21 protein-coding genes are annotated in these 19526 nt (G+C 33.3%); 8 read left to right on the forward strand and 13 right to left on the reverse strand.

The genetic code is table 11. The annotated features are described in order from the left end of the window. Positions 1–616: 616 nt before the first annotated feature. Positions 617–2413 carry an excinuclease ABC subunit UvrC gene (gene uvrC / locus EG242_RS08300; RefSeq protein ID WP_124899427.1) on the reverse strand — a complete coding sequence of 599 codons (1797 nt, stop codon included), beginning with the start codon at positions 2411–2413 and terminating at the stop codon, positions 617–619. 98 nt (positions 2414–2511) lie between these two features. On the opposite strand from uvrC, the gene EG242_RS08305 reads away from it, so the two are divergent. From EG242_RS08305 to EG242_RS08335, 7 genes are all read left to right on the forward strand, one after another. After that, complete coding sequence (locus EG242_RS08305) at positions 2512–3510, forward strand: succinylglutamate desuccinylase/aspartoacylase family protein (protein ID WP_124899428.1); 999 nt, start codon at positions 2512–2514, stop codon at positions 3508–3510. Continuing rightward, entirely contained in the window at positions 3479–4042 is a 564-nt protein-coding gene (locus EG242_RS08310; RefSeq protein ID WP_124899429.1) for a 5-formyltetrahydrofolate cyclo-ligase, read from the forward strand. Before EG242_RS08305 ends, EG242_RS08310 begins: the two co-directional genes overlap by 32 nt. 3 nt (positions 4043–4045) lie before the next feature. Continuing rightward, complete coding sequence (locus tag EG242_RS08315) at positions 4046–4312, forward strand: hypothetical protein (protein ID WP_124899430.1); 267 nt, start codon at positions 4046–4048, stop codon at positions 4310–4312. A gap of 82 nt (positions 4313–4394) precedes the next feature. Next, positions 4395–5027, forward strand: a complete 633-nt coding sequence (locus EG242_RS08320) for a nitroreductase family protein (RefSeq protein WP_124899431.1) — start codon at positions 4395–4397, stop codon at positions 5025–5027. A 148-nt stretch (positions 5028–5175) separates the two neighbouring features. After that, positions 5176–5556: a DoxX family membrane protein gene (locus tag EG242_RS08325; protein ID WP_124899432.1), complete on the forward strand. Its 381-nt coding sequence runs from the start codon at positions 5176–5178 to the stop codon at positions 5554–5556. A gap of 665 nt (positions 5557–6221) precedes the next feature. Further along, positions 6222–6722 carry an FKBP-type peptidyl-prolyl cis-trans isomerase gene (locus EG242_RS08330; RefSeq protein WP_124899433.1) on the forward strand — a complete coding sequence of 167 codons (501 nt, stop codon included), beginning with the start codon at positions 6222–6224 and terminating at the stop codon, positions 6720–6722. Between the two features lie 878 nt (positions 6723–7600). Next, complete coding sequence (locus EG242_RS08335; RefSeq protein WP_124899434.1) at positions 7601–7834, forward strand: VF530 family protein; 234 nt, start codon at positions 7601–7603, stop codon at positions 7832–7834. Between the two features lie 103 nt (positions 7835–7937). Here EG242_RS08335 and EG242_RS08340 read toward each other — a convergent pair whose 3' ends face one another. Further along, positions 7938–8123: a hypothetical protein gene (locus EG242_RS08340; RefSeq protein ID WP_124899435.1), complete on the reverse strand. Its 186-nt coding sequence runs from the start codon at positions 8121–8123 to the stop codon at positions 7938–7940. 119 nt (positions 8124–8242) lie between these two features. Here EG242_RS08340 and EG242_RS14835 point away from each other — a divergent pair, with 119 nt between their 5' ends. Further along, the gene (locus EG242_RS14835; protein ID WP_158608857.1) at positions 8243–8395 is read left to right on the forward strand and encodes a hypothetical protein; all 153 of its coding nucleotides are present in this window, start codon (positions 8243–8245) and stop codon (positions 8393–8395) included. Positions 8396–8431: 36 nt separating this feature from the next. On the opposite strand, the gene EG242_RS08345 is transcribed toward EG242_RS14835, so the two are convergent. The 11 genes from EG242_RS08345 to EG242_RS08390 form a co-directional block, all read right to left on the reverse strand. After that, positions 8432–9295, reverse strand: coding sequence for a hypothetical protein (locus EG242_RS08345; protein ID WP_124899436.1), 864 nt, complete (start codon positions 9293–9295; stop codon positions 8432–8434). Between the two features lie 38 nt (positions 9296–9333). Then, positions 9334–12372, reverse strand: coding sequence for an SbcC/MukB-like Walker B domain-containing protein (locus EG242_RS08350; RefSeq protein WP_124899437.1), 3039 nt, complete (start codon positions 12370–12372; stop codon positions 9334–9336). 56 nt (positions 12373–12428) lie between these two features. Continuing rightward, a complete protein-coding gene (gene sbcD / locus EG242_RS08355; protein ID WP_124899438.1) occupies positions 12429–13643 on the reverse strand; it encodes a metallophosphoesterase family protein in 1215 nt (404 codons plus the stop codon). A 1-nt stretch (position 13644) separates the two neighbouring features. Then, positions 13645–13803 (reverse strand): hypothetical protein, encoded by a 159-nt coding sequence (locus EG242_RS14840; RefSeq protein WP_158608858.1) that lies wholly within the window; start codon positions 13801–13803, stop codon positions 13645–13647. A gap of 26 nt (positions 13804–13829) precedes the next feature. Then, entirely contained in the window at positions 13830–14213 is a 384-nt protein-coding gene (locus EG242_RS08360) for a YchJ family protein (RefSeq protein WP_124899439.1), read from the reverse strand. 75 nt (positions 14214–14288) lie between these two features. Then, positions 14289–14711 carry a hypothetical protein gene (locus tag EG242_RS08365; protein ID WP_124899440.1) on the reverse strand — a complete coding sequence of 141 codons (423 nt, stop codon included), beginning with the start codon at positions 14709–14711 and terminating at the stop codon, positions 14289–14291. A gap of 108 nt (positions 14712–14819) precedes the next feature. Continuing rightward, positions 14820–15224 carry a DUF2059 domain-containing protein gene (locus EG242_RS08370; RefSeq protein WP_124899441.1) on the reverse strand — a complete coding sequence of 135 codons (405 nt, stop codon included), beginning with the start codon at positions 15222–15224 and terminating at the stop codon, positions 14820–14822. A gap of 10 nt (positions 15225–15234) precedes the next feature. After that, positions 15235–16755, reverse strand: coding sequence for an L-piperidine-6-carboxylate dehydrogenase (gene amaB / locus EG242_RS08375; RefSeq protein ID WP_124899442.1), 1521 nt, complete (start codon positions 16753–16755; stop codon positions 15235–15237). A 62-nt stretch (positions 16756–16817) separates the two neighbouring features. Further along, complete coding sequence (locus tag EG242_RS08380; RefSeq protein ID WP_124899443.1) at positions 16818–17351, reverse strand: 3-hydroxyanthranilate 3,4-dioxygenase; 534 nt, start codon at positions 17349–17351, stop codon at positions 16818–16820. Between the two features lie 2 nt (positions 17352–17353). Then, positions 17354–18646 carry a murein hydrolase activator EnvC family protein gene (locus EG242_RS08385; protein WP_124899444.1) on the reverse strand — a complete coding sequence of 431 codons (1293 nt, stop codon included), beginning with the start codon at positions 18644–18646 and terminating at the stop codon, positions 17354–17356. 25 nt (positions 18647–18671) lie between these two features. Then, positions 18672–19487 (reverse strand): DUF4292 domain-containing protein, encoded by an 816-nt coding sequence (locus EG242_RS08390; protein WP_124899445.1) that lies wholly within the window; start codon positions 19485–19487, stop codon positions 18672–18674. Positions 19488–19526 lie beyond the last annotated feature (39 nt).

A 19526-nucleotide genomic window follows, 5' to 3' on the forward strand; every position in this document is an offset into this window, starting at 1 on the left:
CAATACAATATACTGATTTTTAATCTTTTGAGCAACTTTTTCTATAATGCACTACGGGTTAATTTATTTAACTTTATACACAAAGCTAAAAATTTAATCTGCAAAATCTGTGTCATCTGTGTGCTATTATTTGAACACTGATTAACTATGATCTTTCTATCTTCAATCTTTACGTGATAAACCTATAATCTGCAATATCTGTGTCATCTACGTGCTATTATTTGAACACTGATAATGCTGATTAGTTATGATCTTTTTATCTTCAATCTTTACGCGATAAACCTATAATCTGCAATATCTGTGTCATCTGCGTACTATTGCTTTGAACACTGATTAACTATGATCTTTCTATCTTCAATCTTTACGTGATAAACCTATAATCTGCAAAATCTGTGTCATCTGTGTACTATTATTTGAACACTGATAACGCTGATTAGTTATGATCTTTTTATCTTCAATCTTTACGCGATAAACCTATAATCTGCAAAATCTGTGTCATCTACGTGCTATTGCTTTGAACACTGATTAACTATGATCTTTTTATCTTCAATCTTTACGTGATAAACCTATAATCTGTGTCATCTGCGTACTATTATTTGAATTCTGATAAACAATATTATTTCTTTTTAAAATAATCGACTACCTTTTGGGCTTTACTTTTACCTACTGCTTTCACGATTTCCTCTTCAGGAGTTTCGCCTAAACGTTTAATTGATTTAAACTGAATCATTAATTTTTCCATGGTTTTTGGTCCGATGCCCGGAATGGTTGTTAAACCACTATCAATCGCATTTTTACTGCGTTGATTTCTATGAAAGGTAATTCCAAAACGGTGTGCTTCGTTTCGTAAATGCTGAATAATTTTTAAGGTTTCAGACTTTTTATCCAGATACAACGGAACACTGTCGCCAGGATAAAACAATTCCTCCAAACGTTTTGCAATACCAATAATGGCAATTTTTCCGCGTAAGCCTAAAATATCCAGACTTTTTAAGGCAGCACCCAACTGACCTTTACCTCCATCGATAATAATTAAATCGGGCAATGGTTCGCCCTCATCCAACAATCTTCTATACCGACGAAAAACGACTTCTTCCATCGACGCAAAATCATCGGGACCTATTACGGTTTTAATATTAAAATGTCGGTAGTCCTTTTTGCTTGGCTTGCCATCTTTAAAGACAACACAAGCCGCCACAGGATTTGTTCCTTGAATGTTCGAATTATCGAAACACTCAATATGTCGTGGTTCTTTACTCAATCGTAAATCAGACTTCATCTGCGCCATAATCCGATTGGTATGCCTGTCCGGATCTACAATTTTTATCTGCTTTAACTGATCTAATCTGTAATAACGTGCATTGCGTTCAGATAATTCCAACAACTGTTTTTTATCGCCTAATTTTGGAACGGTAATGGATATTTTCTCGCCTAAATCAACTTCAAACGGAACAATAACTTCTTTTGTCAATAGCTTAAAACGCTCGCGAATTTCAACAATTCCCAAAACCAATAATTCATCATCGGTTTCATTCAAACGCTTTTTCAATTCCAAAGTATGTGATCTGATAACAGCCCCGTGCGCAATCTGCAGGAAATTTATGTACGCCATGGTTTCATCTGATACAATAGAAAAAACATCAACATTTGTAATTTTTGGATTTACAATGGTAGATTTCGCCTGATAATTCTCTAAAATCTGCATTTTTTCTTTAATCGCCTGTGCTTCTTCAAACTTCATTTCCGAAGCATACTGCAACATCAACTGCTTAAATTCTTTCAGGTTTTCCTTAAAATTTCCCTTTAAAAGCTGACGGATATTTTGAATTTTACGCAAGTATTCTTCTTCGGTTTCATGTGCTTCGCAAGGTCCCAAACAATTCCCAATATGATACTCCAAGCAAACCTTATACTTTTCGTTTTTTATATTCTGAACACTTAAATCGTAATTGCAATTTCGCAACGGATACAATTCCCGAATCAAATCTAACAAGGTATGCAAAGTTCTACCGCTGGTGTATGGTCCAAAATATTCAGATCCGTCTTTAATAAAATTGCGGGTAGAAAAAACTCTTGGAAAACGTTCGTTTTTAATACAAATCCACGGATAGGTTTTATCATCACGCAATAAAATGTTGTAACGCGGCTGCAGGTTTTTAATTAAATTGTTTTCCAACAACAGCGCATCGGTCTCGGTTTTAACAACAATGTGCTTAATAACCACAATTTTTCGAACCAAAACATTTAAACGCGCATTGTCGTGCGTTTTGTTAAAGTACGATGCCACCCGCTTTTTTAAATTCTTTGCCTTACCCACATACAATAACTTCTGATCTTTATCAAAATACTGATAAACACCTGGTAGTTGGGGTAATGTTTGCAATTGTAAAGAAATATCGGAATTTGTTGTCATAGCGGCATTGGGTTGCACAACAAATTTACATTAAGTTTTTGTAATTGTTATCGATTAAAAAAGTATCTTTAAGTTATGATTTTCATAAAATTTAATAAATGCACTTTACTACCCGTAATTTTGAAATTTTAGGCAAATCGGTTATACCGGGCGAAACAAAAACCATTGAACTAAACATTGCAACACTACATACAATGACGGAATTAAAGATTCCGATTATTGTTTCACGATCTGTTTACGACGGACCAACCGTATTACTTATTGCTGGACTTCATGGTGATGAACTTACAGGAATTGAAATTGTACGACAACTGATTAGTAAAGGAATCAATTACCCGAAATGTGGTACCATTATTTGTGTGCCGTTGGTTAATGTGTTTGGCTTTGTAAATCAATCGCGAGATTTTCCTGATGGTAGAGATTTAAACCGAGTTTTTCCAGGATCGCAATCGGGTTCTTTAGCAAGCCGTTTTGCGTACCGAATTATGCAGGATATTATCCCTACAGTTGATTATATCATTGATTTTCACGCCGGTGGTCGCGGTCGATTTAATGTACCGCAGATTCGTATCGAACCAAACAATGAAGAATTAGATACATTGGCAGAAGCTTTTTCTACGCATTTTATTCTACATTCAAACAATATCGAAGGTTCTTTCCGTGCAGCGTGCGATAAATTAGGCAAGAAATATATTTTGTTTGAAGGTGGAAAAGCATTAGATATCAATAACGATGTAATTGAAGAAGGTCTGCAAGGAACCATCCGTTTTTTAGATAAACTGCAGATGCTTAACAACAATTTTGCTGTAAAAGAACCGACCCGCGAAATGGTTTGTATAGAAAATTCTACGTGGATTCGGGCACAATATTCCGGTTTACTGCATAATTTTGTACGTCCGGGAACCTTAGTAAAAGCCGGTACACAACTAGGAAAAATAACCGACCCGTATGGTTTGGTAGAAGAACCCATTTTAGCACCTAACGATGGATATATAATTTGTAAAAACCAAGCTGCTATTGTCTTTCAGGGCGATGCTGTTTATCATATTTCAACTAAATTAAAAAATGACCAAGAAAGAATTACGCAAGAAATATAAAGAATTACGGAATGATTTAAGTTTTGATGTAATTGAAGATTTAAGTCTGCAAATTGCAAATCAAGCCTTAAAACTACCTATCTGGAATTTTGAAAATTACCATGTTTTTTTAACGATACACGAGCATAAAGAAGTTCAGACAGATTATCTGCTGCATATTTTAAACGGAAAAGACAAAAACGTGATTGTTTCAAAATCTGATTTTGAAACCCGAACAATGAATCATGTTTTATTGACTGATAATGTAACCATTAAAAAGAACGAATGGAATATTCCCGAACCACAAAACGGATTTTCGGTTGCAGATAATCAGATCGATGTTGTTTTTGTTCCATTATTAGCTTATGATGTTTTTGGAAACCGCGTGGGTTACGGCAAAGGTTTTTACGATTTGTTTTTATCAAAATGCAAACCTAATGTAGTAAAAATAGGTTTTTCATTTTTTAATCCGGAACCTGTCATTTCAAATGTTTTTTCAGAAGATATACGGCTCGATTATTGTATTACACCAACAAATACAATAAAGTTTTAATCTATGAAAAAGTTATTTTTAGGCAGAACAGCTCGCTATTTAGGTATATTTATGATCCTTATGGCGTTTTCGTTATCACTAACAAGTTGCGTAGTACACACACCTTCATCGCATCGCACCACACATAAACGCATACCGCCTGGGCAGCATAAAAAGTTACACGGCGATAAATCGGCAAAACGCTATACACCAAAAAAACAAAAGAAACATTATAAAAAAACGGGTAAGCCAAACCACATGAAAAAAAACAATCACAAACGCGGAAGATAATTTCGCCTTTTTTTATTAACCTATATTAAGCACAATAAACATTAGGCTTCTTATCTTTGTAGTATAAAAACAAAAACAAACTATGGAATTAATAAATGCGTTAAACTGGAGATACGCTACAAAAAAAATGAACGGAGAACAAGTTGCCGACGATAACGTGCAACAAATTGTTACAGCAGCGCATTTAGCGCCTACGTCATCGGGTTTGCAACCTTTCGAAATTATTGTAGTAAGCAACAAAGAATTAAAAGAAAAAATACAACCTATAGCATACGGACAATCACAAATTATTGATGGATCTCACCTATTAATATTTGCTTCGTGGGATAAATATACCGATGGACGTATTGATGGTATTTTTGACCATATGAATACCGAGCGTGGGTTGCCATTAAACACAACCGATGAATACAAAGCTACTTTAAAAGCACAATTATTAGGCATGCCCCAAGAGCAACAGGCAGCACATACAGCAAAACAAGCTTATATAGGTTTTGGTACCGCTATTGCAGCAGCAGCTATGTTAAAAGTAGATGCTACGCCAATGGAAGGCTTTGTAAATAATGATTTAGATGAATTATTAGGATTAAAAGCAAAAGGATTAAAATCGCAGACCATATTGGCATTAGGCTATCGCGCTACAGAAGGCGATTGGTTACAAGGTATGAAAAAAGTGCGTCGGCCAAAAGAAAAATTTGTTACCGAAATTAAATAAACCGGTTTTAAAGATATATTATAAAGTGGTTAGGAAAAATCCTAATCACTTTTTTTATACACAAAATATTAGTTGTGAATGATACAAGTTCTGATGATTTGGTATTAGAATCACAAAAAATTTTATCTTTACCTAAAAACAAAACAATATGAACTATATTACAGAAATACTTATTTTACTGTTTTTGGCGGTTACCTTTTTGCAATCGGGTTACGATAAAATAATTGATTGGAAGGGAAATGTTGGTTGGTTAAAATCGCATTTTGCAAATACTTTTTTAGGCGATAAAGTTCCGTTTTCGTTAGGAATTATCCTGATTCTCGAAATTATTGCAGGAATTTTAGCATTAGCAGGAATCTGGTTTTTATTTAACGATTGTAAAGAAATTGCTTTATACTCGGGAATTGTTTCTTGTATTACCTTGTTATTTTTATTATTAGGTCAGCGTATTGCAAAAGATTACGACGGTGCACGAACTATTGTCATATACTTTATGCCTGCTATATTTTTAGTTTTTCTATTAAAATAGCACTTTGGCACACTTATTGATTAACCAACATAAGTTATGAAAAAGAAAATTTATTTTGGTTAGTTTAGTTGTAAAAAGTCCCGCAAATGCGGGACTTTTTAGTTTATTTATTTCTTAAAAAAGTAAGTACACTTAATGATATACTTTAAACAATGTAAGAGTTCCAAGAAAAAAACAATAAAAATAAATTTTATTTAGATAAGATCTATCATAACACATTTCACTAAAAAATAAATTGTACCTAATATGGTAACAAATATTGTGAGTAAAGCACCCATTTTGTAAAAAACCCAATAAAACAAAATCTCATAAAAATGAGATTTTAGCTAATACCCAAAATAGAAAACAGCAAGCAATAATAATACTTAAAACTCTATCTGTTTGTTGATACTTATTTAAAATCATCTAATTTTTATAAAAAAGATGATTATGCTCCACGCTAGCGCAAACATCTTGTTTGTATAAATAACAAAACTTTCTTGCAATAAATATTAGTTGTGCGCAAATAAATTCTGCCATTCCGTCACTTTAATTGCATTCATTCACGTCAAAAATGGGCGAAAATGTATTCGGAATAATTATTGTTAACTAATCTTTAGTCAAAAGAAAAATAACAAAGTATATCTTTGTAGTAACGAGAATCTTATCTCACAAAAAACAAAAAAATGACAATAGAAAACAACCATGTAGTTGCAGTTAACTACAAACTTCATACAATTGAAGCTAACGGAGAAAAAGTATTTGTAGAAGAAACAACTGCAGAAAACCCATTATCCTATTTACACGGTGTAGGTATGATGATTCCTAAATTTGAAAACGAAATGAACGGTTTAAGTGCTGGCGATAAAAAATCTTTTACTATTGCACCTGAAGAAGGTTACGGTGAAAAAGATCCAAATGCAGTTGCACAATTACCTTTAGATATGTTTAGTGAGTCGGGCTTACCACCAGTTGGTGCAATGTTACCCTTAACTGACGATCAAGGAAACCAATTTCGCGCTGTTGTGGTTGAAGTAACAGATAACGCAGTTGTTGCCGACTTAAACCACCCAATGGCTGGAAAAACTTTAGAATTTAATGTAGAAGTGATTAACACACGCCCTGCAACGGAAGAAGAATTAGAACACGGACATGCTCACGGAATTGACGGTACCGAAACACATTAATATATTTAAGCCTTACACTTTGTAAGGCTTTTTTTTGCTAATCTATAATCGATTTAACTTGATTCACTTTGTTATAATTACTAAGATAATTATTTAAAACGATATATAACATAATATAGTTTACAACGTGTATTAGCCAAAAAATATAAACCATGAGGTTGTCATTATTAACCAACAAGTTAATGGGTAAGTTTAATATGGCGCCAACAGTAAAGAATAATATTAAAAATAATTTAACTTTAACGCGTTTATGGATTATTTCTTTTTTTAAATTATTTATTACTTTATTTATTGTAATAAATAACAAAAATATACAGTTTACAGTTCTTGAATAGGTGTGGAACGATTTAAAATCATAGTAATCTATAGTTACAATCTCATATATATTATAAAGTAATACAATAGCAAAGAACAAATTATAATTTTTATGTAAATTACTAGAAGACACTTTTAAAAAACCAAAAAGACAAAGCAATTCAATGATGTTTGCTATACTAATAAATATAAGATTCGATAAAAAAAAATAGGAATAAACTCTACTGAAAACATCAATAAGAAACTGTAAAGTCAAATAAACAAATACAATTTTATACGGAGAAGTAAAAAACCTGTAATTCTTAAATTGCCATATTATACCAGAAAGCAAAACAAGAGGTGAAAGATAAGTTGCGTAATCAATTATTTGGTAAATACCCTGCATTTAAGTTATTTAGTAATTTTGTTAACATCACTTACTTAAGTTTGTATGTTAAAATCAAAATATTTTAGTGCAATTTAATATTTTTTTAACTTATAACAAACAAAGGTTTGTGTATTGCCTTTAATTAGAATGGATATTTACTAATAAGCGAAAGTTTACCTATCTTTGAATAAAAAAAATGACACATAAAGACCCATTACACGGTATGAAACTTCAAACTATTTTAGAAGAAATGGTAGCGTTTTTTGATGGATGGGATGCAATGGGTAAAGAAATTCCTATTAATTGTTTTACAAAAAATCCAAGCATAAAATCATCGCTGACTTTTTTGCGTAAAACGCCATGGGCTCGCGAAAAAGTAGAGCATTTATATCTTAAAATTTATCCACACTTAAAGAAAAATAAGCTGTAATAGATTAGCTTTTTGTCATTTCGACAATAGGAGGAATACCTTTTTAGATGAGATTCTTCACTCCATTTTATTTCGTTCAGAATGACAATTTACTTTTATAGAATTAGGTGTTTAAAACCATTTCAATAAGCAGATCGGTTTCATCTTTAAACGAAATATCTACAATATCGTTGCTGTATAACCAGCTTTTTAATTTACCTACCTTTAAATCTTCGCTTCTGTTTACGCCCAATTCTTTCAACGCCAAATAATTGCAGGATTGTTCAAACTGACTTTTAATCGGCACCACATAAGCATTTTTTTTTAACAGGTTTATTTAGTGCTAGTTACATCAACAATATTTTTGTAGGCACTTGGACTGATTATCAAACCAAAGAAGCAAAAATTTGTAAATGGGCAGATTTCCGCGTGCCCGATGTTTCTGCCGATTTTGATTTAGGTGCAGGTGAAGTCAGTCCCAATGAAAAGTACAACAATAAAGGTTGGGAAACCTATAACAATGCATACTTACGAAAAAACAAATCTGCATTAGCTGCCGAAGAAGCTTTTTGGTGGGAATAAATTACATAAAAAAACACCCTTAAAAGGGTGTAAATGTTATTCTTTTTCTTGAGCGTAAAGTTCATAAAATTTTTGAAACTCATTAAAACGAAGCGTTGATAAAAGTGCTATTTTGTTTTTTTCTGTAATCCAAATACATTCAATATCATCTAATTCATCAATTTTATCCACAAAAGAATCATTAAATATTTTTACTAAATCGTCTTGTTTTGTATAAGTTGGTTCACCATATAATTTTACCATGGCATTGTAAAGAACATCTCTTCCTTTTTCAAACTCTTGTTGTGTATAAGGCCAAGATTTATATTTCCAAGAGTAAGATGCTCCTGCAACTTTTTTTCTATTAACTACGCTGCCAGCATATTTAGAGCTTACATTTAATACAAAATTATTGATAGAATTTGTGTAGCTATTACTTTTGGTTTGTGGGTCGCTCCAATCTATATTAAAAAAATCATTTGGATTAGTAACACCAAAGGTAACTGCATCTAATGTTTTTTTTGTTCCGTTTTTATATCCTATTAATTTAGCTTCGTGCGCACCAATACTTATAAAAGTGTGGTACCAGTTTTCAACTTGATATTCTGCAGGATTGCCAATAGGATCATTAGGATCTTCATAGCCAATTCTAAAAACACGAAATTCTTCTTCTATGCCCGAGACCGAAAATGTAATAGAATCATACAAATCTCTTTTAGCTAAACCATCTGTCTTTACAGTGTAATAAAACTGAACTGTTTCTAATGAAGTTACATTTACCTTTGAAGGGTATAATTTATCTACATTTGTATCATTCTCTTCTATTATTTCTTCATTATGTATGTCAGTTTCAGAAGAATCTTCGCAAGATGCAAATAAAAATGTAAAGGCAAACAAACCTGTTAAAAAAATGTTTTTCATAATTAAATGTTTCTTACAAATATACAATAAACATGAATCTAAACAAACTGAATTAAACTTCCGTCTTCATCGGTTTTAGTGATCTGTAAAGCAACGGGAATGCGCTCTTTTAGTTCTTCCACATGCGAAATAATTCCTACAATACGGTTTTCTTTATGCAAATTGTTAAGGGTTTCAAACACAATATTAACCGATTCGGTATCTTGCGTTCCAAAACCTTCATCGATAACGAAAAAGTTCTTATTTGCTAAAGAATTTGCCTGCACACTTTCTGCCAACGCCAACGCCAAACTCAATGAAACCTGAAACGATTGCCCACCCGAAAGCGTTTTCACACTGCGCGTTCTGCCTTCGTTTAAATAATCAATCACTTCAAATTCGTTTGCATCGTTAACCTGTAAACTCAGTTGGCTTCGCGTCATTTTTCGGAAACGCACATTAGCATTTTCGCACAATTGTTTAAGATAGATCGATGATACATATTGAACAAAACCGGCAGCCTTAAACAAGTTGCTCATTGTTTTTAAATTTTCTGCTCGTTTTTTAAGTTGATCTAATGCTGTTAAAAGTTCTTTTTTCTCACTGAAAGCTTTTGTTAATCGATTAATTTCTGCGTTGGTTTTGGTAACATTTTCGGTTGCGATTTTTAAATCGATTTCGGCAGTTTCAAAATCTTTTTCGTGTTGCAAATAATCATTTTCATTGAAAATTTCGTTTTTTAACTTCGCTTCTAAGTTTTGGATTTCATTGCTCAATGTTTTGTAAGCAACCGTAAATTCTTCAATTTCATTTCGAACAAATTCCACATTCAGATTTAAATGAAGTATTTCGACAACTTTTTCTTTGTTTTCGATATTTTGATTGATCAGATTTTTGTTGAATAAATCGTTTAATTCTTCCAGATTTTTATTAAGATCGAACAATTGTTTTTCAGTTGATAAAATTGAAGCTTTTTGAACCTGAATTTGTGTGTTTAACTGATTAAACTGCTGATTATATTGGTTAAAATCGGCTTCCGTTTTTTGATTGAATCCTTTTAAATCTTTTAATTTTTGTTTAATTTCTGCTACAGAAAACATACTAAAATCGGCATAAACAAGCGTTTTTAAATTGCTTAAATTCTGATTGATCTGCGCTTGCTTTTCCGCTTCATCTAACTTAAATTTCTCTAACGCTTTTTTATATTTTTCTGCTGTTTCCTGCTGATTTTCTAAGTTTAATCTTTGTTCAGAAATGAATTTGTTTTTACTTTCAATTTGCTTTGTTAAATCAAACGATGCTTGTTTCTTATGTTGAAAATCATCAAAATTATCTGCGTTAAAATCTGTCCAAATAAAGCCGATATTGTGTTGAACTATTTGACTTTTCAAATCTTCAAAATGATTGTTTTCCTTTAAAAATTGATCTTCAAGAATGCTTAACTTCTGAATTTTTTGTCGAATTTTATTAGCAAATTCAGCAGAATTATTCTGCTTTTGTTCGATTAAATTTATTTCGATTTCAATTTCGTTTAAATTGGAAGCAACATCATTCAACGTTAAAATTTCAGGATGTTCTAACGATCCACAAAGCGGACAAGCCTCGCCGTTGTGCAAGTTGTGTGTAAAATGTGTCAGTTCTTGCTGTACCTGAAACGATTGCAGTTTTGTATTTAATTCCTTCTTTTGTTGCGAAAATGTATCGTTTAAAGCTTTTACATCATTTTCAAAAGTTGAAACATCAATTTTATCACTGATTAATTCGTTTTTAATTAATTGAATATCACTTTTTAACTGATTACTTTTTTCTGCTTGCAGATTCAACTCTTTTGCTAAATGTTGTTTTTTGTTAAACCAATCGCCAACATTGATTAAAACAGTAGTTTCAATCTGGTTTTTAGTAAAGTCGTTTATTTCTTTTTCAGTTTCTTTTATGGTTTGATGAAGTTGATTAACAATTTGCGCTATTTCATGAACTTTAGCTTCGCCGTTAGAAGTTCGTTTTTTCAACTCCACAACATCAATAGTAAACTGAAGTATTTCAGCAATAAAACCTAAATCATTTTCCTGTAAACGCTTGTTTGGCATATCATCAACATAGGGTTTTAGTTCGTTGATGGCAGTTTCAATTTTAAGCAATTCTGCTTGTGAATGTTGTAAAAATGTTTGGTCTTTTACTAATTGATCGGTTTTTTCTTGAAGGTCACGCTCGGTTTTTTTACTATCAATCAACAACTGATTAAACGTTTTGTAAACACGCTCGTAAATTTCTAAATCCGATTTTTTTTGATCGATTATTGGTTTTTGATTGTTGAATGCTTCAAACAGATTTTGCTTGTTTTGCAACAATTCAAAATCGGTTTTTATACTTTTTAAATGCTGTAATTTATCGTTTATAGCTTTAAATACCGCTTGTTTTTCGGTTTGAATTTCAGTTTCAGCAGTAAGTTTCTCATTTAAAATGGAAATATTTACTTCGGAAACTTCATCGTAACCCGATAATTTTCCTTCTAACTGATTTAATTCGGTAAGATTTTTACTGTTTAAAACCGAAACTTTATCAGACAGATCAAAACGATGCAACTTAAAAATCTCTTTCATCATCGTTGTTCTTTCCGTAGGTTTCAATTCAATAAATTCTTTAAATCTACCTTGCGGAATAATGATGGTTCGTTTAAAATTATCGTAACTTAAACCAATAACTTTTTGTGTATTACTGTGGTCTAGCGGAATCCAATCGTCATTTATCTTTTCGTACAAAACAACAGTTGCTGTTTTAATATCATCAAAACGTTTAGAATTTCGTTTAAATTCACGAGTAATACGAAATATCTTGTCTTCGTAATTATAAAAATCAAAACAAATATAAGCTCTGTCCGATTTTAAATTCATCATGTTGTATCCCCGTTTATCAAGCTTGTTTAAACGCTCTGTTTCGCTATACAACGCAAAGGTAATGGCTTCTAGAATTGAAGATTTCCCCGAACCAACCGATCCAAAAATACCGAACAAACCTGCATTTATCAGGTTTTCAAAATCAATAGTTTGCCTTTTTTGATAAGAATACAAACCTTCTATTGTAAGTTTAATTGGTATCATAAATTAGTTGTGTAAGCGATTGAACAAAGATTAAAGATGATAGAATAAAGACACTTTTATTTTTCTTGATTATTTAAAACTTCGTTAAACAAATCCATTAATTCATCATTTGGTTGCTGTTGTGCGTTTTTAGACTTGAAATAATCTTTAAACAAATCTTTAATATCCTGATTTAGGTTTATTTCTTTTGCTGAAATTTCATTTGACCCACTATTTTTCACCTTCGGAATTAAATGAACAATGCCCGAATGTGCCTGAAAAATGGCTTTTCGTTCCTCGGTTGTTAAAAAAGTATCGGTTTCCATCGTTAGTTCTACCAACGTATCCGGATTTATCAATAACCAGTTTATAGCATCATTAACCAGTTGAAAGGTTCTACGAACCAAGGCTTTTCCTTTTGTCAGATTTATTTTCGTAAGATTTACATCTTGATTTGGCTGCGCATTTATGATAGATACATATTTGGTTTGACCAGCTTCGCTAAAACTGTAGCACAATGGTGAAGAAGAATATACAACGGGTTTTTCGGCTGTACCAATGTTGTTAAACGCGTGCAAATGACCAAGCGCAGTGTATTGAATTTGCGGCGGAATACAATCGGAATAAACCATATCTGCATTGCCAACTTTAATGGGTTTTTCTCCATCGGGTTCTTCTAAAAGTGATGCTCCACGTTTGTTCATGTATAAATGCGAAAGTAGTAGATTTACACCTTTGTCATCACAAAACTCATCGGCAAGTTTAGTCCATTGATCTTTTAAAACACTGTTTAACTGCTCTTCTTTTTCTTCGCCAAAATACTGTTTTAAACGAATTTCGTTTGCATAAGCTGTATGAATGATTCGGATTGGAAAATCAATATTTTTTATATTTATTTCAATAAAACCTTCGGTAGATTGTGCGATTTTAAAATGATCCAATTCAAACAGATTTACCTTTTCGTTTGGATAACCAATCAGCACAATTCCGCATTCACGCGCCAAAGGATCGGGCGCATTGATACGATCGGGCGAATCGTGATTCCCAGCGATAGCAATTACAGGTCGTTTTGCTTTGTTTGTAAGTCGCTTTAAAGTTTTGTAGAACAAATCAACCGCTTCAACCGCCGGATTAAAAGCATCGAACAAATCACCAGCAACCAAAATCAAATCTACCTTTTCACGATCGGCAATTTCCACGATTTCATTCATAACATCGATCTGTTCGTCAAATCGACTAAAACCATCTAAACGTTTTCCTAAATGCCAATCGGCTGTATGCAGAATTTTCATGTTACTCTTCTTGTAAATCTTCGTTGTTTTGCTGGTTGAATTGTTGCTGAATCTGCTTTAATTTTTCTTTTCGAAGCGCATCGGCATTGCTTGCTTTATTCTTTTTTTGATCGACCTTTTTCTTGTGTGCCAATCGGTTGGTTTCGTTTCTTCTTCCCATATCAAATATACATTCAGGTTAAGACATTAATTGTCGTTTAGAAATTCGCCCGAAACATAATACCAACGATCATTCATTTTTTGAAACACCGATAATTCATGATGCAGTTGTTCTTTTTGATTTTGATCGATATAAAAAGCTTTAAATTCCACTTGGTTTACTGTAGGAACATTTACGATTTCCAGTTTAATCCATTGATTGATTTCGCCCCATTCCTGTAATTCATCCTTAGTATGAAATTTACGCTTTGCTGGTAAAGTGGTGGTCATTAAATAGTCGCCATTTGGAATGGCGAATGCAGAAAAGCGAGAACGCATTAAAGCTTCGGCAGTGGGCGCGTATTTTTCTTTAGTGTGGTAAGGTTTACAACACTCTGTATAAAGTTTGTTGGAACAGCACGGACAATTCATAGTATATTGTTTGTTCAAAAATACGCATAAAAAAAGAGGTTAAAAAATAACCTCTTTGTATAAATAGTAATTAAATTATTCTTCTGCTTGTAACGCTTCTGGATCGCCATATTTCATTACCAAACCTTCCATTGTAACATTTGCCTCTGCTTGTAGTGCCATTATCTTTTGCTCCAAACTAGGAGCATCTATTGGTACAATTTGAGCAATTTCTTTGCTTTCGGCAAATTTTTTATTTGCCTCTTGAATATCAGAAGCTTTGTAACCTTCATCAACTAATTTAGAAAATCTACTAACAAAATCAGTTACCATTGCATCAAAATCTTTATTAAAATTTTCAACATTTTCGGTAGTAATTATTGGTAAAATTTGTTGTTTAATTCCTTCAATTTGTGCTTTAACACCCATGTTAGTTACTAAAGTTTGGGCATCTTTCGTTTGTGCAATTCCTGTTTGTATTGCAAAGAACATTAATGTTCCATAAATAAACTTTTTCATGATTTGAATTTAAAATAGAAAACTAAATTACACTTTTTTTAAATTAAACAAACAAAACTTAACATTTTTAAAACAAAAAACGAGGCTTATTAAACCTCGTTTTTATAATTATTGCATGTATTTCATTAACAATCCTTGAAGTTGCATTCCCCATTCTTCACCCGCTTTCATTTGATCTTTCGTGATTTGTTTTGCGTTTTTCTGCATCTTTAAACCTACAGGCGAATTATAGAACTCTAACATTTTTTTTATATCATCGTGCGAATAATATTTAATCATAGAATTTGCCATACTTTCGTATAAACTTGGTAAGGCAGCCTCGAATTCTTTTTTAAAATCTGCACGTTTTTCTTCTGGCATTTGTTCCATTATTGGTTCTAGTACTGCTGTGATTCCAGCTGCTGCTCCTGATATTTTAATGGCTTCAATAGCATCCTTTTTAATATCTGCCGACTGTGCCGATACAAACTGTACCGATAACAACATTGTTGCAGCTATAAATAAATTTTTCATGTGCTGTATTTTATAAATTAAAGTTTATTCCTTGTGCTAATGGCAATTCGGTACCGTAATTAATGGTATTTGTTTGTCTGCGCATGTACACTTTCCAAGCATCAGAACCAGATTCACGTCCGCCACCTGTTTCTTTTTCACCACCAAAAGCTCCACCGATTTCTGCACCCGATGTACCAATGTTTACGTTTGCAATACCACAGTCAGATCCTGCTTGCGATAAAAACAATTCTGCTTCACGTAAATTATTTGTAAAAATTGCCGATGACAATCCTTGTGGTACCCCATTTTGCATATCAATAGCTTCTTCAATTGTGCTGTATTTCATTACATATAAAATTGGCGCAAAAGTTTCTTCCTGAACAATTTCGAAATCATTTTTAGCTTCAATAATGCATGGTTTTACATAACAACCGCTTTCGTAACCAGCTCCTTCAACCACACCGCCATCAACAACTATTTTACCACCTTCGGTTTTTGCTTTTTCAATTGCTTTTAAATAATCTTCAACAGCTTTTGTATCAATAAGCGGACCAACGTGATTTGCAGCGTCTAAAGGATCGCCAATTCTCAACTGTCCGTAAGCATTTTTCAATGTTTCGATTGTTTTGTCGTACACACTTTCATGAACAATTAAACGACGAGTTGATGTACAACGTTGACCGGCAGTTCCTACTGCTCCGAAAACGGCACCAACCAATACCATACTTAAATCTGAATGTTCTGATACAATAATGGCGTTATTTCCACCTAACTCTAAAATAGTTTTACCAAAACGTTCTGCAACTGTTTTTGATACGTGACGACCAATACGTGTTGATCCTGTAAAAGAAACCAACGGTACGCGCTTGTCGTTATTCATTAAATCGCCCGAAGCATTTCCTGTAACTAAACAGCTAACTCCTTCTGGTACATTATTTTTTTCGAATACTTTTGAAATGATATTCTGACATGCAATAGCACATAATGGTGTTTTAGAACTTGGTTTCCAAACACAAACATCGCCACAAACCCAAGCCAAAGCTGCATTCCAAGCCCAAACAGCAACCGGGAAGTTAAATGCAGAAATAATTCCTACAATTCCAAGCGGATGATACTGCTCATACATGCGGTGCATTGGTCGTTCTGAGTGCATTGTTAAACCGTATAACTGGCGAGATAAACCTACTGCAAAGTCACAGATATCGATCATTTCCTGAACTTCACCTAAGCCTTCTTGTAAGCTTTTACCCATTTCGTACGAAACCAATTTACCTAAAGCGTCTTTGTTTTCGCGTAATGCATCACCAACCTGACGTACAATTTCGCCACGTTTTGGTGCAGGAACCAATCTCCATTCTTTAAAAGCTTTTTCGGCAGTGCTCATTACTTTTTCGTAATCACTGTTTGATGATGTTTGAACCGTGCCGATTAACGAGCCGTTTACAGGTGTGTATGATGAAATTTCTGATCCGTTTGCAAACCACTGTGTTCCTGTTGATGAACCCAGGTTTGTGCTGTTTAAGCCTAATTGCGATAAAATTGTTTTCATTGCTTTTTTATGATAATATTCTGTTTTTATATAGTTTTTGTAAGATACTAAAATTATGTGGATTAACCAACAAAACGCTCGTCTGCTTCCATAACCGTTCCGCATTTTTTGCAGGTACGCAAATCTTCCGACGTATAGAAATATTTAAAATGAGGCAGAAAATCGGTTTCGATATTTTCTAACGGAAAATAAACTTCGTACAGTTTTTCGTTACAGTTTTCGCAAAACCAAAGCAATCCGTCTTTAGCATCTGCGTTTGTGCGTTTCATTTCTACAACCAAGCCAACCGATCCTTCTGTTCTAATTGGTGAATGTGGTGTTTTAGCTGGTAAAAGAAAAACATCACCAGCATTCAACTGCATTACTTCTTTACCATTTTCGGTTTGAACTGCGACTGAAATACTTCCTTCCAACTGAAAAAAGAACTCGTCGGTTTCATTGTAATGATAATCTTTACGGGCATTGGGTCCGCCTACAACCATTACAATAAAATCGCCCGATTCTGTATAAATATTCTTGTTTCCAACAGGCGGTTTTAGCAACCCTCTGTTTTCATCGATCCAATTTTTTAAATTAAAAGGTTTCTTCATTTCCATAATTATTTAGCGCTTAACCACGATTGCGGGTTGTTGTAATCACTGTTTTTGGTAATAAGGAATTTTAAAACCGAAGCCCCTTCAAAATTGGTTCCAACGGTTCCGATTTTTTGTTTGGTTGATACTTTTTGTCCTTTTGATACACTAACCGTTGCAAGGTTTTGGTATACCGAAATATATTCTCCGTGGCGGATAAACACCGTACGCGAATTTCCGATTACCTGAACTTGCGAAACTTCACCTTCAAATACACTACGAACGGTAGATCCTTTTTCGGTACTAATTTCAATTCCGTGGTTTTCGTATTCAATATCGTATTCGGGATGTTTCACTGTTCCGTAACGCGAGGAAATGTATCCTTTTTCAACCGGCCAAGGCAAACGTCCGCGGTTATTGCTAAAGCTTGTTGCCAAGGCTTTTTCTTCAGGTGTCATATCAAACTTACCGGCAGTACTTGTTTTCGTTACCGTAGGTTTGGTTGTTGTTTTAGTACCCGATTTTGCGTTTCGAGCTTCTTCTTCACGTTTTCTTCGCGCCTCTTCTTCCCGACGCTTACGGTTTTCTTCTTCAATTATCTTTTTAACAGTTGCTTGAATCTCTCTGTCAATTTTCTTTGTTTCTTGTTGTTTTTTGCGAATTTGGTCAGAATACTTTTTTCCGTCTTTTTTAACTAACGCCATTAATTCGCTTTGTTTTCCGCGCTCAACCTCTAATTCTTTACGCTGACCTTGTTGATCGTTTTGTACTTTTTCCTGTTTGTTTTTTTGCGATTCCATGTGAGCAGAAATTCGTTCTAACTCTTCGAATTTAGATCGAATTTCATCACCTTGTGATTTGCGGTATTTTGCGTACTGCTTAATATACTGCATACGTTTATATGCCTGTAAAAAATTGTTACTCGATAAAATGAACATGATGCGGTTTTGTTCCGATCGAGATTTGTACGATTTCACGATGGTTTTTGCATAATCATCTTTTAAAACACCTAATTCGCGTCTTAATTTGTTTGATGCCAATGTGTTCACATATATATCGTTCGCTAAGGTTTTTATTTGTTTTTGCGAATTGTTGATTAATTCGGTTTGAAGTTTTATTTTTCTGTTTTGTTCGTTTAATTCCGCCAAAATATTACGTTCCTGCTTTTTATTGGTGTTAAGCAGGGTTTGGTATTCTTTAATTTCTTTTAATATTTGGGCTTTACGTTCTTCTAATTTACGCTGTTGTGCTTCGTAATCTTGCTGTGCGAAGGTGGTAACGGAAAATAATAATAGTATAACTGATAAAATGCGGCGCATTACATTGAATTTTGTTCAAAAATAACTAAATTTTAATTGCTTTGGAACCACTTGGGATTTTATATTTAAAATCAACCGATTGATTTACCGAAACTTTTTTGTAATCGATCCTGATTTGTACATCGTCTTTACGCATTGCGTGAATCTTTATTTCTTTTGGAAGATAGATGTTCTCGCTTGACTGATACGACGGATATTGAATAACCAGTTTATCGGCAACGTTATCTTCGGTAACTTCTGTTGATGCTACCTGATTTTTAGATCCCAAGACCAAACGCATTAAAAACTGGTTCAGTTTTAACTCTAATTCATTACTCTTTATTTTTTGATAATCGTTTGTGTTTAAATCGTAAAAAGCCTTACCTAACAACAAGTTTTCAACGTTTTCGTAAGTAACTTCGGTTCCTAAAAAGTCTTTAATAAATTTATAATCGCCATCGTAATGCGATCCCGTAATTTCGTAATAACTGGCACGTTCAGGTGTTAAGTAAACTTTTGCAACAGTGACACCAAAAAGTGCTCTTACGCTAATCAGAATTTGTTTTCCTTTTTGAATCTTAATATCAGCTGTTGGCGACTGATCCATGTTTTTGTCTTTATAATCAACATCGGCTGTAATACTTAACGTATTAAAATCGTTAAACAAGGCATAATGATCAACGGCGATTTCGGCAATAGCTTTCTTATTTGCTTTTTTTGAGGTGTTTTCGGGTTTTGGTTCTGCAATAATAGATTCCGCAGTATTTTCGGTTTGATTTTCCGGTGCAGACGTATTTTTCTTTGACGATTTACACGAAACCGCAAAAAAAGCAATACTTAATATGATAAAAATTTGTTTCATTCTTGAAATTAAAACTATAAAGAAACAAAAAAATCCGCG

Source organism: Paenimyroides viscosum (assembly GCF_003858535.1).
In the GTDB taxonomy this organism is placed as follows: domain Bacteria; phylum Bacteroidota; class Bacteroidia; order Flavobacteriales; family Flavobacteriaceae; genus Flavobacterium; species Flavobacterium viscosum.